Source organism: Brenneria roseae subsp. americana (assembly GCF_003115815.1).
Taxonomy (GTDB): domain Bacteria; phylum Pseudomonadota; class Gammaproteobacteria; order Enterobacterales; family Enterobacteriaceae; genus Brenneria; species Brenneria roseae.
In genome coordinates this window covers 358150-371792 of sequence record NZ_QDKJ01000002.1, presented here as the reverse complement: position 1 = coordinate 371792, position 13643 = coordinate 358150, and the positions used below count along the sequence as shown (strand labels likewise).

Here is a 13643-nt window from a genome sequence, read left to right as displayed (position 1 = left end):
TATCTTTCAGACAGTTATACTGACTTATAAGCAATACAGTCAATTTCCACTTTGCAATCCACCATCATGCTGGATTGCACGCAGGCGCGCGCAGGGGCATGAGCAGAGAAATACTCCGCAAAAACTTTATTAAAACTCCAGAAGTCTCGGGGATCGTCCAGCCATACGCCTATCCTGACAACATGTTCCAGGCCATAGCCCGCTTCCTCAAGGATGGCGATTACGTTCTGCATGGCTTTATGGGTTTGGGCAATAATGCCGCCATCAACGATCTCTCCCTTCTCCATCGCCACCTGACCGGACACATAGAGCCAGCCATCCGCCCCTACCGCGCGCGCAAAAGGTAATGGCTGACCGCCTGCACCGCGTTCACCAGCACCGTAACGGGTAATACTCATATCATCACTCCTGTGGTTGTGATTTATCGTCGGTTAAAAATGGGAATGTTTAATAAACTCAGCCAAACGTGGCGACACGGGCTGATGAAATAATTGCTTAGGGGGCCCTTCCTCTTCGATGCGTCCCTGATTCATGAAAACAATCCGGTCAGAGACTTCGTAGGCAAAGCGCATTTCATGCGTGACCAACAACATGGTCATCCCGTCTTCCGCCAGACTTTTGATCACCGCCAGCACCTCTCCGACCAATTCGGGATCCAGCGCAGAGGTGACTTCGTCAAACAGCATCAGACTGGGATTCATGGCGATAGCGCGGGCAATCGCCACTCGCTGCTGCTGGCCACCGGACAATTGACCAGGATAGTGATCGCGGCGCGCCAGTAGACCGACGCGTTCCAGCCAACGCTCCGCGTTAGCAACCGCTTCATCTTTCGGTATTTTTTTCACTTTCAGCAGTCCCAGCGTCACATTCTGTAGCGCCGTTAAATGCGGGAATAGATTGAACTGCTGGAACGCCATCCCCGTCATGGCGCGATGCTGCGCGATCACTTTTTCAGGATGACGTATCCGCCTGTTTTGCTGCTGGTGGTAACCGATAGGCTGATCGTTAAGGAGAATTTCTCCCTGCTGAAATTCCTCCAATAAATTTACGCAGCGCAGCAGCGTCGTTTTTCCCGAACCACTGGAGCCGATTAATGTCACGACGTCGCCGCGCGCCAGCGTGAGATCGATCCCCTTAAGGACTTCAACCTGATCATATTGCTTGTGCAGGTTATTGATTTTCAACAGTGGCGCGTCAGCCACTACGCTCGGTGTCTGATTCATGGCAATCTCACTTTCTTTTCCAGATGATGGCCTAAAAGCTCAATCGAGAAGTTAATGATGAAGAACAACAGCCCGGCGAACGCATAAAATGGCAGCGTCATAAAAGTGCGGGCGATCACCTGTTGCGAACTGAGTAATAAATCAGCCACGCCAATGACGGACAGCAGCGTCGAAGCCTTGACAATTTCCGCGGCGGAGTTGACCCAGGTAGGCAGAATTTGGCGTAGCGCCTGCGGCAACTGGACGTAGCAGAGATCCTGAAAAAACGTCAGACCAATCGCCTTCGCCGCTTCACTCTGTCCCCTTGGTACCGCCTGTAGCGCGCCGCGTACAATTTCCGCCACATGGGAACTGCAAAACATCGCCAGCGCCATGACTCCGGCCTCAAAAGCCCCGATATGCCAACCCAATGCCGGGGCGATATAAAAACAGGACAACACCAGCACCAGTACCGGCGTGCCGCGGATCACATCAATATAAAATCGAACCGTCCAACGCACAGGTCCGCGGCCATAGCTCAGCAACAGTCCCACCACTGCGCCGAGCAATGTGCCTAACAAAATCGCCAGTACCGAACTGGATAACGTAATGGCAAAGCCCTGAGCCAGCGTGGTTCTTGCCTGCCAGAGCTGATACCACCAGCTAAAAGGATCGTTCATCTCTTCTCCTTAACGCACCAGTGCCAGCCGCTGCTCAAGCATGCGCAACAGCGCTGCCAGCAGGTAACAGGTCGCGATGTATAACAAGCTGGTAACCAGCCAGGTTTCGATAACCCGATAACTTTCCAGATTTATTTTTCGCGCATAAAAAGTCAGTTCCGGTACCGCGATAGCGGCAGCAAGCGAGGTATCTTTGAACAAGGAGATAAAATTATTGCTGAGCGAAGGCAGTACATTGCGGAACATGACCGGAATAATGATGTAACATTTGATTTGCCACTCTTTCAGGCCGATGGCCTGTCCGGCTTCTCGCTGCCCTTTGGGGATCCCCAGCAAACCGGCCCGGAACACTTCGGTCAGGTAGGCCCCGGCATACAGCGATAGCGTGACGATAAACGAGCCGAGCTGATCTAAACGAATGCCCAGGCTCGGCAAGGCAAAATAGATCATCAGAATCAAAATCAGGATCGGCAGATTTCGGATGATGGTGACATACAGCGTCGCAACCCAGCGTAAGCCCGCGTTTTTCGACAGCATGCAGAATGCGGCGGTTAACCCCAACGCACAGCCAATGGCTATAGAGATCAGCGATAATTCAATCCCCAGCCATAATCCGGCGAGCAACAGATCGAAATTTTGCCACACAGAGGAAAAATTAAGTTGATAGCCCATGGTGTTACCTCAACGCGCCAGACAGCGTTGTCCGGCGCCGTCATGCTTATTTGTATTCAACTGGGAAACCAATCTGCGGTGTATTCAATGTGCCCCCGAACCATTTTTTATAGGCGGCCGCATAGTCGGCAAAATCGACCCCAACCATGGATTCATGCAGCGCCGTATTGACGAAGTTAAGCCAGTCCTGGTCGCCACGTTTCAGGGCGCAAGAGTACGTCTGCGGGCTCCATGCATAGTCTGGCGAACGATAGCGTCCCGGCGTCTGCACCATTAACCATTTCGCCGACGACTGGTCCGTCGCCACGGCATCCGCACGCCCGGAGTTGAGCGCCTGATACATCAAATCGACGCTTTCATACTGTGAAACCTTGGCTTTCGGCAACGCCTGATGCACCAATTCTTCGGCATAGACGTTCTGTAACACCGCCACATTCAGGTCGCTCCCCGCGGCATCCATATCCGCCAGTTGCTGATGTTTACTGTTTGCCAGCAGCAGCAACGCCACCCCTTCACGATAATAAGGAATGGTAAAGGCCACCTGCTGAGCGCGCTGCGCGGTCACGGTCATGGCCTGACAGGTTAAATCGACTTTATCGGTCAGCAGATTCGGAATCCGGGCATCCGATGATTGCTGGACAAACTGCACCTTACTGGCGTCGTTAAACAATCCTTTGGCAATAATGTGTGCAATATCAATATCAAACCCTTGCAACTTGCCGTCAGCGCCTTGAAAACCCCAGGGAGCATTTGTGCTGCCCGTTCCCACAATCAGATGACCGCGTTTCAACACATCATCCAGTTTTGCAGCCTGTGCTTGTGTGGCAAAACCGGACGCTGTGGCAGCGAGCAAAAATCCAATCACCCAACTCGTTCTACCTTTACCCTGATTTATATTGAACATAATTCACCCCATTTCCGTTATAACGAACTAATGTATGTAGCAATGGAATTAATGCAGAAAATGCGCCAAAAATAATCGGTGCGGAAAAAATGCGCATGAAAAAAAGCAATAGTTTGTTAATTAAGGATTAATTTTACGACGAAGGAGTCAGGCGAGAGGATCCAATCAGCGAGCGTACTGGTCGGCTGAGGGATCATTGATGGTTCAATGCGCTAAAACTGTGCAACTTACGTAGTTTGTAGTGCAAAAAGGTTGTTACCAACAGACAGTGCGCGAAATGGCCCGGCAGACAACATGAGGGAGAGAAGAAATCGGGATAGAGCCGGTAAAAAAATCAGCCTGTCAGACATATCACGAATCTGACAGGCTGAACGTAAACGATTGCGCAATTAGTCCAGTTTTACACCGATACGGTGTGCCACTTCTTCATACGCTTCAATCAGGCCACCGAGACTCTGGCGGAAACGATCTTTGTCCATTTTATTCAGCGTCGCTTTATCCCACAGACGGCTGCCGTCTGGAGAGAACTCATCGCCCAGCACGACTTCGCCTTTGAACAAACCAAACTCCAGTTTGAAATCGACCAGAATCAGACCGGCATCACCAAACAGTTTACTCAGCACCTCATTTGCCTTGTAGCTCAGTTCTTTCATGCGGGCCAGATTCTCTTCGCTCACCCAATTGAACGTCTTACAGTAGGACTCATTCACCATTGGGTCGTGCATGGCGTCGTTTTTCAGGAACAGGTCAAACAGCGGCGGATTCAGTTCGATACCTTCTTCGATACCCAGACGTTTTACCAATGACCCGGCGGCACGGTTACGCACCACACATTCTACCGGCACCATGTCCAGTTTTTTTACCAGCACTTCAGTATCAGAAAGCAGGCTTACCATTTGCGTCGGGACCCCGGCTTCTTCCAGTTTGCTCATGATGAAATGGTTGAACTTGTTGTTCACCATCCCCTTACGATCAAACTGCTCAATGCGGGCACCATCTCCTGCTGACGTATCATTGCGAAACTCCAGCACCAGCAGGTCGGGATCTTCGGTGGTGTAGACCGTTTTCGCCTTTCCACGATACAACTCAGCTAGCTTTTGCATCTTTATTACTCCACACAGTGAGGGCCAACCACAGACGGCCCGAGAATTTAACGCTTATCCCCTTCTTATTTGAAGCGGCCGCATCACCAACAGCACCCGCGCTTCCCGGAGACCTGCCTGCGCAAGCTCATCGGAATTCGTTCGTTTACCGCCTGACAGCGACTTCAATTACTTTGGGTATCGGTTGTTGAATAAATGAAGAAGGGTCGGATAATCCGACCCTTGCAGGTTACTTATTGAACGCCGCCTGGAACACGGCCACCAGCGCATCGTTCTGCGACTGGCTTAACGTATGTCCTTTGGAATCAATAAATTGCAGACTACTACGGTTATCAAGATCGCCGACCTGCAATTTATAATCGCCATTCGGTAATTCAGGATCTCGCGCACCGATATCATTCCAGGTGCCACTGCCCGGCGCTCTGTAAGTGACGGACACCGAGCCCTGAGGTCGGCTGCGATCGTTAACCTTCATGCCTATTTTGTCCAGAGCCGTCGGCAAACGCTCCCACACCACGGAGTATGGACCGCGCACCACCAGCAACGGCAGACCGGTATCATCCGCGCCGCTCTGTACATCCAGCGAACCACTGGTACGGTTTGCCAGTGCGTTTTCCCGCGCCGTTGCCTGACTATCCAGTTCTTCACTGATCGTATTCAGCATCAGCCCGGTGTAACGCTGAAGCTGGGAAGGCTCAGTGACCGGGTTAGTCTGCTGCTGCAATTCCAACAGTTTGACCACCACCGCGACCTGATAGCCTTGCGGCTGAACCGAAATCTGATAGCGTCCCTGATACTGGACGTCTTCATCCTGACGCTGCCACATGATCCAGTCGGTCGTCAGCGTCTGACTGGCATCCTGACGGCTGGCAATCGTGAAACCTTTATCCTGTACGACGCGAACAACCTGAGGCCAAAGCTGACTATTTTGCGCGCTGTTTTCCAACAGCAGCGTTGCCGTGCTACCCGAAATCTGGGTACGGGAACCATTCAACAAAGCCAATGGCTGCAACGGAGGACGAATATCCAGCGCTTTACCGACAGCGCCATTCAGGGTTACCGGCGGTATGTCATAATCTCCGTTCTGTACCGGTAGAATCATACCGGCTGGCGTATTCAGCGCTTTTTGCGCCGGCACCTCCAGATAAGACTCATCGCCACTCACCTGACGCTTATAGCGCTGATCGCTGGAACAAGCAGCCAACAGCATCACTAATGATATGCCAACTACTTTTGCCACCATCGACTTTTGTAATGAATACGTCATCAAATCTCCCTAACGGTTACAGCAAACCCGCTTGCTTCAGCGCGCGCTCCATCACCGCCCGACCGGAGTCAGTCAATGGTGTCATCGGCAGGCGAAGCGTATCGGTCGCCATGAGTCCCAATTCCTTACAGGCCCATTTCACCGGGATAGGATTGGGTTCGACAAATAATTTTTGATGCAACGGCATCAGGCGCTGATTCAAACGACGCGCTTCAACAAAATTGCCTTGCGCCGCCAGCTTGCAAAGCTCAACCATTTCACGGGCCGCAATGTTTGCTGTAACGGAAATTACGCCTTTGCCACCAAGTTGCATGAAGTCCAGACCGCTGGCATCATCACCGCTCAGCAAAATAAAGTCTTCACTAACCAGCTCTTGGATCTGACTAACCCGACTTAAGTTCCCTGTCGCTTCTTTAACAGCGACAATATTTTTAATTTCAGACAAACGCGCGATGGTTTCCGGCAGCATGTCACAACCGGTACGGGAAGGCACGTTATACAGAATCTGCGGCAGATCGGTATGCTCGGCAATCGCTTTGAAGTGCTGGTACAAACCTTCCTGAGTCGGTCGGTTATAATACGGCGTTACCGTCAGGCAGCCCACCACGCCCGTACCGTGAAAACGCTTGGTTAGCGAAATACCTTCTGCGGTAGCATTGGCGCCCGTTCCGGCAATGACCGGAATACGGCCGTCGCTCAGTTCCAGCGTCATCATCACCACATCGCCATGCTCATCGTGACTCAGCGTGGCGGACTCCCCTGTCGTTCCGACAGAAACAATCGCTGATGTACCGCTAGCGACATGATAATCAATCAGTTTTTTCAGGCTTGCACGATCGACAGCGCCTTTGGCGTCCATCGGTGTAACCAGCGCGACAATACTTCCCGTAAACATTGGCCATCCCCTCCACAAACAAGTGCCTCATGGTACTTTTGACTTCTATGCAAAAGCAAGCGCGCAAGGGTGTTGTAAGCCCCCGGCACACGTTTTTTTTATGATACCGCAAGCGGCATTAAAAACTCTTCTGACGTTTCTGTTATAACGAACGTCCCGCTTACACGCCGAATCAATGCGAGCGACGTTTTACGATCCCCAGAGACCATCAAGTATCGTCGAATATCCGACCATGACAGTGATGGCCCTCAAAAAACATCCTGAACGATGTCAATAACGTCCCCAAAGCGGCATAGCTCGACGGAATACTTCGTTATTCCCCGTCATCGCCGGTATTAAGCGTCACCCTACGGGCCGTCGCAGGCGACGTTAAAAATTGCTCCCGGCTTTTTGATGACGGGCGTCCTGCCCGTCCCCCTACGGGCCGTCGCAGGCGACGTTAAAAATTGCTCCCGGCGTTTTGATGACGGGCATCCTTGCCCGTCACCCTACAGGCCGTCGCAAGCGACGTTAAAAATTGCTCCCGGCTTTTTGACGACGGGCGTCCTGCCCGTCACCCTACGGGCCGTCGCAAGCGACGTTAAAAATTGCTCCCGGCAATTTTTTATGTTTACCATGTGACTTTCATGAAGAAGGACAGGAAGCATCATTTTGCCGAGTTCACAAGAACACTATCTGGTTATCACTGCTCTGGGCGTCGATCGCCCCGGAATTGTTAACGCCATTACCCGCCACGTCAGCAGTTGCGGCTGTAATATTGAAGATAGCCGTCTTGCCATGCTGGGCAAAGAATTCACGTTTATCATGCTGCTTTCCGGAAGCTGGAATGCGATTACGCTGATCGAATCCACCCTGCCGTTAAAAGGGGCGGAAATGGATCTGCTGATTGTCATGAAACGCACTGAATCTCAGGCCCGGCCGCCGATGCCCTCCACCGTGTGGGTGAAAGTGGATGTCGCCGACTCGCCTCATATCATCGAGCGCTTCACCGATTTATTTGATTCTCACCAGATGAACATTGCCGAATTGGTTTCCAAAACGCAAAATGACCAGGGTGACGAGCCGCCGCAGTTGTATATTCAAATTACCGCGCACAGCCCTGCGATGCTGGATGGGTCAATTATTGAGCCAGCCTTCTATCAGCTATGTACAGAACTGCACGCACAAGGCAGTATTAGCGTCGTGAACTATCCACAGCAGCATGAAGAGAAAGACGGAGAGTAGTGATGAATACACTGAAAGCCGGTGATATCGCACCGAAATTTAGCTTGCCCGACCAGGACGGCGAACAAGTAAATTTAACCGACTTCCAGGGACAGAAAGTGTTGGTGTATTTCTACCCTAAAGCCATGACGCCGGGATGTACCGTACAAGCATGCGGACTGCGTGACAACATGGATGAACTGAAAAAACATGGCGTCGAAGTGTTGGGTATCAGTACCGACAAACCTGAAAAACTGTCCCGCTTCGTCGAAAAAGAGCTGTTGAACTTCACACTGTTATCTGATGAAAATCATGAGGTTTCAGAAGGATTCGGCGTATGGGGCGAAAAAACGTTCATGGGGAAAACCTATGACGGCATTCATCGCATCAGCTTTTTGATCGATGAAAACGGCAAAGTGGAGAAGGTTTTTGACGATTTCAAAACCAGCAACCACCACGACATCGTTCTCGACTACCTGAAAACCGTCTGAACCGCCGCGGCGATAGGTTCTCCTGTCCGACAATAATGCCCGTTTATATACGGGCATTTTACGCTAATACCGCCTCAGACCGTTGCAGTCTTTCCCCCCTATTTCCACTCAGTGTGCGCACACATCAGAAAATGGTTCCGGGCAAGGGTCGCCGCGCCCTGCGCACCGTTAAATGCAGAAGAAGATGCCGCCAGAAAACGTACTTTATCGTGCGGCAACGGGTGGCGCACATGCGCCAGAATCTGTGTGACCAGCGTTGCGCGGGGGAAGGCGGTCATATCCATCACGCCGCCGCCCAGAATGACGGCATCGGGATCAAACAGATTAATGCTGGTGGCGATGGCTCGCGCCGCATGATGCAACAGCGCCTGTACAAACGGTTCATTAGTGGCGTGCAGGAACAATTCTCCCAGCGCATAGTCACGCGGTTGCTGTTCATACCAGCGGCGTAACGCTACGCCGGAACAGACGGTTTCCAGACAACCGGCGTTGCCACAGCCGCATTGCAAATTCATATCGCCCTGCGGAATATGCCCCAGCTCGCCCGCCACGCCATGCGCGCCGGTCCACGGCGCACCGTTCAGCCAGATGGCAAAGCCCATGCCGGTACCAAGATAGGCGCCCAGCACCTGCTTATCGGTCAGTTCGTTTTCACTGACGTCGTAAGAAAGTTGCAGGTTCACATCGCGGGCGAATTCCACCGGGCAACCCAGTGCCGCTTCCAGCTTATCTGCCAGCGCTCCCCATTCGAGCGACAGGTTGGGCGTGGAGATAATCGTGCGTTTATCTTTGCCGATCAGCGCCGGTAACCCCATCATCAGGCGGTGACAGCGAGCATGAAAGCGACAAAGCTGCTCCTGGATAAACGCGGCGATCCCCACCACCACACCGGGTTCAATCACCTCCGCCGTACGGCGTTTCTCACAGTGCAGCACGATGCCTTCAGCCGTTTGCAGGCAGAGCCGGATATGGGTTGCCCCCATGTCCACGCCCGCCACAACGTTATGCAGTTCTGGCATGAGGCTGTACCTCGCTCTTCTTCGCCGTCAGAATTTGCTGCGCCATTAATGACCAGGCTTCGTCGATGTTGTCTGAATGATTGAACAGCCCTGATGAGCCAACAATGAACACATCCGCGCCTGCGGCGATTAATTTCTCGTAGGTGGCCTGATTACAGGAACCGTCGATCTCAATTTCGTAGCTCAGCCCTTCACGCTCACGCCAGGCTTTCAGTTCGGCAATTTTGTCCAGCATTTCCGGGATAAACGGCTGCCCGGCAAAGCCAGGATCGACCGTCATCACGGTGACCTTGTCGGCTTTATGGATATAGTATTTCATCGCCTCAACCGGTGTTTCCGGGTTGAGGATCAACCCCACTTTCATGCCGTGGCGGCGGATTTCATCGATCAAGCGGAAGGCCTGACCGTTAATGGTTTCCGGATGCAGAGTGATGAAATCCGCGCCCGCACGCGCCAGTTGACCAATATAGTCCTGCGGGCGGGTCACCATCAGGTGACAGTCCAGCGGCTTACTCGCCAGCTTTTTCACCTGGCTGACAAAAAACGGAGACAGCGTCAGGTTCGGTACAAAGTGGCCGTCCATGATATCGATATGAAAATAGTCCGCATGACTATCAATAAACTCAATCTGTTCTTTGAATTTCATCAGATCCATACACATCAGAGAGGGGGATATTTTCATCATGAATTCCTTACTTGCTGATAAGCCGGTCAAGAGCGACAGCTGCGATAATCAGCCCGCCCATCACCACCAGTTGGTAATAGGTTTGTACTTGCAGAATGTTCAGCCCGTTATTGATGGTGCCGATAATCAGACCACCAATGACCACTGAGAAGATACGGCCCTTGCCGCCGAAGAAACTGGTACCGCCGATAATGGCGCTGGCGATGGCGTAGGTTTCAAACCCCATGCCGGCCATGGGCTCAGCCGCGCCCAGACGGGCGGTAGAGACCACGCCCGCCAGCCCCGCGCACACGCCGGAGATAATGAACACCACCAGCATGTGGAATTTCACATCGATACCGGAATAGAACGCCGAGTTTTTGTTGCCGCCCAGCGCATAAATATTGCGTCCGAGCCGCATGCGCGTGGTGAGGAACCAGAGGATCACCGCCACCAGCAGCGAGAAGATCACCGGGACCGGAATGCCAAGTACGCTTGCCGCAAAAAAGTTCACAAATTCGAAGGAAAAACCGTAGACAGAGTTGGCGTCGGAAATGACCAGCGTCACACCGCGGAAAATGGCGTTAGTACCGAGGGTGATGATGAAAGGATGCAGGCCGGTCCAGTTCACCAGACAGCCGTTAATCGCCCCTAACGCACCGCCCACCAGCACGCCACCGATGAGGGCCGCAAGAAACGGATCGACGCCGGCCAGCATCAGTTTGGCGGTCACCATGCCCGATAGCGCCAGAATCGCCCCGACGGAAAGGTCGATCCCCGCCACCAGTATGGCGAAGAACTCCCCCATGCCGATCAATACGGTCACGGAGCTTTGAACAAAGATCTGCGTGATGTTATTGGCGGTGAGGAAGTATTCCGACGACAGCGTGCCGAAGATCGCCACAATGATTGCCAGAATAAAAAAGGTGCCGAATTTGTCCCAGAACTGCGCGAAATTAAACGACTTTTTCCCGCCCGTTTCACCGTTTACTCTTGTGGTAACGCCCATGCCATAATCTCCTCTTCGCTCATATCTTCACGATTGGTCAGGATTTGCGTCAGTCGCCCTTCGCAGAACACGGCGATGCGGTCACAGACGGCGATAATTTCAGTAAGTTCAGACGAGACCATCAGGATGACCTTGCCCTGATCAGCCAGTTGGCGCATGACTTTGTAAATCTCGGCTTTGGCGCCGACGTCAATGCCGCGGGTAGGCTCATCGAAAATGATTACGTCAGGTTCACAGCATAACCATTTGGAAATCAGCACCTTTTGCTGGTTCCCACCGGAAAGCTCAGTAATGTTCTGATCCACCGAATGACACTTGAGCGCCAGCAGGTTGCGCTGTACCTCAGCCGTTTTGCGCTCTTCGGATTCATGAAATAGCCCCATCGCGCCTTTGTAGCCGCCCTGTTTCAGGCTTTTACTGATAGCGATGTTCTGCGCGATGGAAAAATTGGCGAAGAAACCATTGTCGCGGCGGCTTTCGGTGATATAGGCCATCCCCTTTTTCAACGCATCCAGCGGCGAACGCGGTGAAATCACCTTGCCATTCAAGCGGATTTCTCCCCGGCTTCTTTTATCCACGCCGAACAGACAATCCATCAGTTCGGTGCGCCCGGAACCGACCAGTCCGGCAAAGCCCAGAATTTCCCCACGGTTAACGCTAAACGAGATATCGCGAACTTTTTTCTTATCGCGACTGGTGACGTTTTTCACTTCAAACACGGTGTCGCGTTCGATATTGCCGGTACTTTCTTTCATGGCGTTAAAGCGGTTTTGCAGCTCGCGGCCAACCATCAGGCGCACAATGTCGTCGTTTGACACATCGCCGACCATGCCGCTGCACACGCTGCTGCCGTCTTTCATCACCGTATAGCGGTCGCAAATACGGCGAATCTCCGCCAGCTTATGCGAGATATAAACAATTGCCGTTCCCTCTTTACGTAACTGATTCATAATCAGAAACAGGTAATCAATCTCTTTGCTGGTAAGAGACGAGGTAGGTTCATCCATAATGATGACTTTGGCATCGAGCATTAATGTTTTGGCAATTTCCAGCATCTGTTTATAGCTGATGGATAAATTTCCGACTTTCGCATCGAGATCCACTTTCAGCCCGACGCGTAATAACATCATTGCCGCACGTACGCGCATCTCTTTCCAGTCAATAATATTGACGCCGCAAACTTTTTTGGTAAGGTGGCGACCTATATATAAATTTTCCAGTACGGTTAATTCATCAATAACGCTGAGTTCCTGATAAATAATACCGATACCCAATTGCGCCGCCAATTTATGGTCAAGCTTATCGTAATTAACGTTATTAATATTGATGGTGCCTTTGGTCGGTTCATATATTCCCGACAATACTTTCATTAACGTTGATTTACCAGCGCCATTTTCTCCTAATAACGCATGAATCTCATGAGTATAAACCGTTAAATCAACCGATTTTAATGCGTGAACCGGACCAAAGGATTTGCCGATCCCCGCCATATTGATATAAGGCGTGACCATATTGATTCCTCAAATTTTCCCTCTCCCCTGGGGAAGAGGGTTAGGGTGAGGGGGAAATTACTTTGTCACCAGAATCGAGTCGACGAGCTTAAATTCCGGGTCTTTCTCCAACGGGATCACCTTGCCGGTTTTCGCCGCGTCAACCATCAGTTTCAGGCCGGTCGCGCCGATATCCGCCGGGTTCTGTGCCACGGTCGCGGTCATCTGCCCCGCCTCAACCATTTTACGCGCTTCCGGGATGCCATCGGTACCCACTACCAGTACCTTGCCGATCTTGCCGGCGTTGGCAACGGCCTGGGCCACGCCCATCGCCATGGTATCGTTAGCGCAATAAAACGCTTTCAGATTCGGGTTCCGCTGTAGCACGTTAGTGGCGACGTCCAGCGCCTTAATGCGATCCCAGTCGGCGGGCTGACTGGCAACCAGCTTGATTTGGCTTGCTTTTTTGAACGAACTGGTTGCGCCATTGCGGCGCGCTTCACCGGACGCGTTACCGGCTTTGCCTTCGATAATGGCGACTTCCCCACCTTCCGCACCCAGTTCTCCGATAATGAAGTCAGCGCCTTTTGCGCCAACTGCGACGTTATCGGTGGTGACGAAACCTTCGACATTGCCACCCGCTTTTTTCAGGTTATCCATATCGATTTTTTCATCGAGGTTGACCAGATAAATTCCTTTTTTCCACGCACGGGCAACCGGCATCACCAGATTAACGGAAGAGAGTGGCGCAAAGGCGATACCCTTGTAATTTTTATTGCTTAAATCTTCGAATAACTGTAGCTGAGACTGAAAATCACCTTCAGATGGCGAAGCAAATATATCTACGGAAATGCCAAGCGTTTTGGCTTCCTCTTCAATCCCTTTTTTCATATCTACCCAAAAAGGATTGGATAAGGTTTTTAATACTACGGCATATTCAGCAGCAGCGAAGGCGCTGGTAGATAATATTAAGCCCACGGCGGCGGCGCTGAATAATTTCAGAAATTTATTCATAGCAGTATTCTCTTTGTAGGGGTACGTAGC

Annotated in this window: 15 protein-coding genes; 2 read left to right on the top strand and 13 right to left on the bottom strand. The window is 51.8% G+C overall.

The window, feature by feature from the left end:
* Window positions 1-14: 14 nt before the first annotated feature.
* The 8 genes from B4923_RS03625 to dapA form a co-directional block, all read right to left on the bottom strand.
* Entirely contained in the window at window positions 15-398 is a 384-nt protein-coding gene (locus B4923_RS03625; protein WP_109052995.1) for a RidA family protein, read from the bottom strand.
* 33 nt (window positions 399-431) lie between these two features.
* Window positions 432-1223: an amino acid ABC transporter ATP-binding protein gene (locus tag B4923_RS03620; protein WP_109052994.1), complete on the bottom strand. Its 792-nt coding sequence runs from the start codon at window positions 1221-1223 to the stop codon at window positions 432-434.
* Entirely contained in the window at window positions 1220-1882 is a 663-nt protein-coding gene (locus B4923_RS03615; protein WP_109052993.1) for an amino acid ABC transporter permease, read from the bottom strand. The genes B4923_RS03620 and B4923_RS03615 overlap by 4 nt, the downstream gene beginning before the upstream one ends.
* Window positions 1883-1891: 9 nt before the next feature.
* On the bottom strand, window positions 1892-2554 hold the full coding sequence (locus B4923_RS03610; protein ID WP_109052992.1) for an amino acid ABC transporter permease: 663 nt from the start codon (window positions 2552-2554) through the stop codon (window positions 1892-1894).
* Window positions 2555-2600: 46 nt separating this feature from the next.
* Window positions 2601-3458, bottom strand: a complete 858-nt coding sequence (locus tag B4923_RS03605) for a transporter substrate-binding protein (protein ID WP_109052991.1) — start codon at window positions 3456-3458, stop codon at window positions 2601-2603.
* A 389-nt stretch (window positions 3459-3847) separates the two neighbouring features.
* Complete coding sequence (purC, locus tag B4923_RS03600) at window positions 3848-4561, bottom strand: phosphoribosylaminoimidazolesuccinocarboxamide synthase (protein WP_109052990.1); 714 nt, start codon at window positions 4559-4561, stop codon at window positions 3848-3850.
* 229 nt (window positions 4562-4790) lie between these two features.
* Window positions 4791-5828 (bottom strand): outer membrane protein assembly factor BamC, encoded by a 1038-nt coding sequence (bamC, locus tag B4923_RS03595; RefSeq protein ID WP_109052989.1) that lies wholly within the window; start codon window positions 5826-5828, stop codon window positions 4791-4793.
* 16 nt (window positions 5829-5844) lie between these two features.
* Window positions 5845-6723 carry a 4-hydroxy-tetrahydrodipicolinate synthase gene (gene dapA, locus B4923_RS03590; protein ID WP_109052988.1) on the bottom strand — a complete coding sequence of 293 codons (879 nt, stop codon included), beginning with the start codon at window positions 6721-6723 and terminating at the stop codon, window positions 5845-5847.
* 648 nt (window positions 6724-7371) lie between these two features.
* On the opposite strand from dapA, the gene B4923_RS03585 reads away from it, so the two are divergent.
* Together B4923_RS03585 and bcp are read left to right on the top strand one after the other, a co-directional pair.
* Window positions 7372-7947 carry a glycine cleavage system transcriptional repressor gene (locus B4923_RS03585; protein ID WP_210732693.1) on the top strand — a complete coding sequence of 192 codons (576 nt, stop codon included), beginning with the start codon at window positions 7372-7374 and terminating at the stop codon, window positions 7945-7947.
* 2 nt (window positions 7948-7949) lie between these two features.
* Entirely contained in the window at window positions 7950-8417 is a 468-nt protein-coding gene (gene bcp / locus B4923_RS03580; protein WP_109052986.1) for a thioredoxin-dependent thiol peroxidase, read from the top strand.
* A gap of 98 nt (window positions 8418-8515) precedes the next feature.
* Here bcp and alsK read toward each other — a convergent pair whose 3' ends face one another.
* Genes alsK through alsB form a run of 5 tightly spaced genes read right to left on the bottom strand, consistent with a single transcriptional unit; the run spans window position 8516 to window position 13613 of the window.
* A complete protein-coding gene (alsK, locus tag B4923_RS03575; protein ID WP_109052985.1) occupies window positions 8516-9436 on the bottom strand; it encodes an allose kinase in 921 nt (306 codons plus the stop codon).
* On the bottom strand, window positions 9420-10118 hold the full coding sequence (gene alsE / locus B4923_RS03570; RefSeq protein ID WP_109052984.1) for a D-allulose 6-phosphate 3-epimerase: 699 nt from the start codon (window positions 10116-10118) through the stop codon (window positions 9420-9422). Before alsE ends, alsK begins: the two co-directional genes overlap by 17 nt.
* 10 nt (window positions 10119-10128) lie before the next feature.
* Window positions 10129-11109, bottom strand: coding sequence for a D-allose ABC transporter permease (gene alsC / locus B4923_RS03565; RefSeq protein ID WP_109052983.1), 981 nt, complete (start codon window positions 11107-11109; stop codon window positions 10129-10131).
* Complete coding sequence (alsA, locus tag B4923_RS03560) at window positions 11088-12620, bottom strand: D-allose ABC transporter ATP-binding protein AlsA (protein WP_109052982.1); 1533 nt, start codon at window positions 12618-12620, stop codon at window positions 11088-11090. The genes alsC and alsA overlap by 22 nt, the downstream gene beginning before the upstream one ends.
* Window positions 12621-12677: 57 nt before the next feature.
* A complete protein-coding gene (gene alsB, locus B4923_RS03555; protein WP_109052981.1) occupies window positions 12678-13613 on the bottom strand; it encodes a D-allose transporter substrate-binding protein in 936 nt (311 codons plus the stop codon).
* Window positions 13614-13643: the final 30 nt, after the last annotated feature.

What these genes read in the sequence shown, in the direction of transcription:
- alsB (WP_109052981.1), bottom strand. Translation starts at nt 13,613, where the DNA reads ATGAATAAATTTCTGAAATTATTCAGCGCCGCCGCCGTGGGCTTAATA.
- alsE (WP_109052984.1), bottom strand. Translation starts at nt 10,118, where the DNA reads ATGAAAATATCCCCCTCTCTGATGTGTATGGATCTGATGAAATTCAAA.
- bcp (WP_109052986.1), top strand. Translation starts at nt 7,950, where the DNA reads ATGAATACACTGAAAGCCGGTGATATCGCACCGAAATTTAGCTTGCCC.
- B4923_RS03625 (WP_109052995.1), bottom strand. Translation starts at nt 398, where the DNA reads ATGAGTATTACCCGTTACGGTGCTGGTGAACGCGGTGCAGGCGGTCAG.
- dapA (WP_109052988.1), bottom strand. Translation starts at nt 6,723, where the DNA reads ATGTTTACGGGAAGTATTGTCGCGCTGGTTACACCGATGGACGCCAAA.
- alsK (WP_109052985.1), bottom strand. Translation starts at nt 9,436, where the DNA reads ATGCCAGAACTGCATAACGTTGTGGCGGGCGTGGACATGGGGGCAACC.
- B4923_RS03620 (WP_109052994.1), bottom strand. Translation starts at nt 1,223, where the DNA reads ATGAATCAGACACCGAGCGTAGTGGCTGACGCGCCACTGTTGAAAATC.
- bamC (WP_109052989.1), bottom strand. Translation starts at nt 5,828, where the DNA reads ATGACGTATTCATTACAAAAGTCGATGGTGGCAAAAGTAGTTGGCATA.
- purC (WP_109052990.1), bottom strand. Translation starts at nt 4,561, where the DNA reads ATGCAAAAGCTAGCTGAGTTGTATCGTGGAAAGGCGAAAACGGTCTAC.
- alsC (WP_109052983.1), bottom strand. Translation starts at nt 11,109, where the DNA reads ATGGGCGTTACCACAAGAGTAAACGGTGAAACGGGCGGGAAAAAGTCG.
- B4923_RS03610 (WP_109052992.1), bottom strand. Translation starts at nt 2,554, where the DNA reads ATGGGCTATCAACTTAATTTTTCCTCTGTGTGGCAAAATTTCGATCTG.
- alsA (WP_109052982.1), bottom strand. Translation starts at nt 12,620, where the DNA reads ATGGTCACGCCTTATATCAATATGGCGGGGATCGGCAAATCCTTTGGT.
- B4923_RS03615 (WP_109052993.1), bottom strand. Translation starts at nt 1,882, where the DNA reads ATGAACGATCCTTTTAGCTGGTGGTATCAGCTCTGGCAGGCAAGAACC.
- B4923_RS03605 (WP_109052991.1), bottom strand. Translation starts at nt 3,458, where the DNA reads ATGTTCAATATAAATCAGGGTAAAGGTAGAACGAGTTGGGTGATTGGA.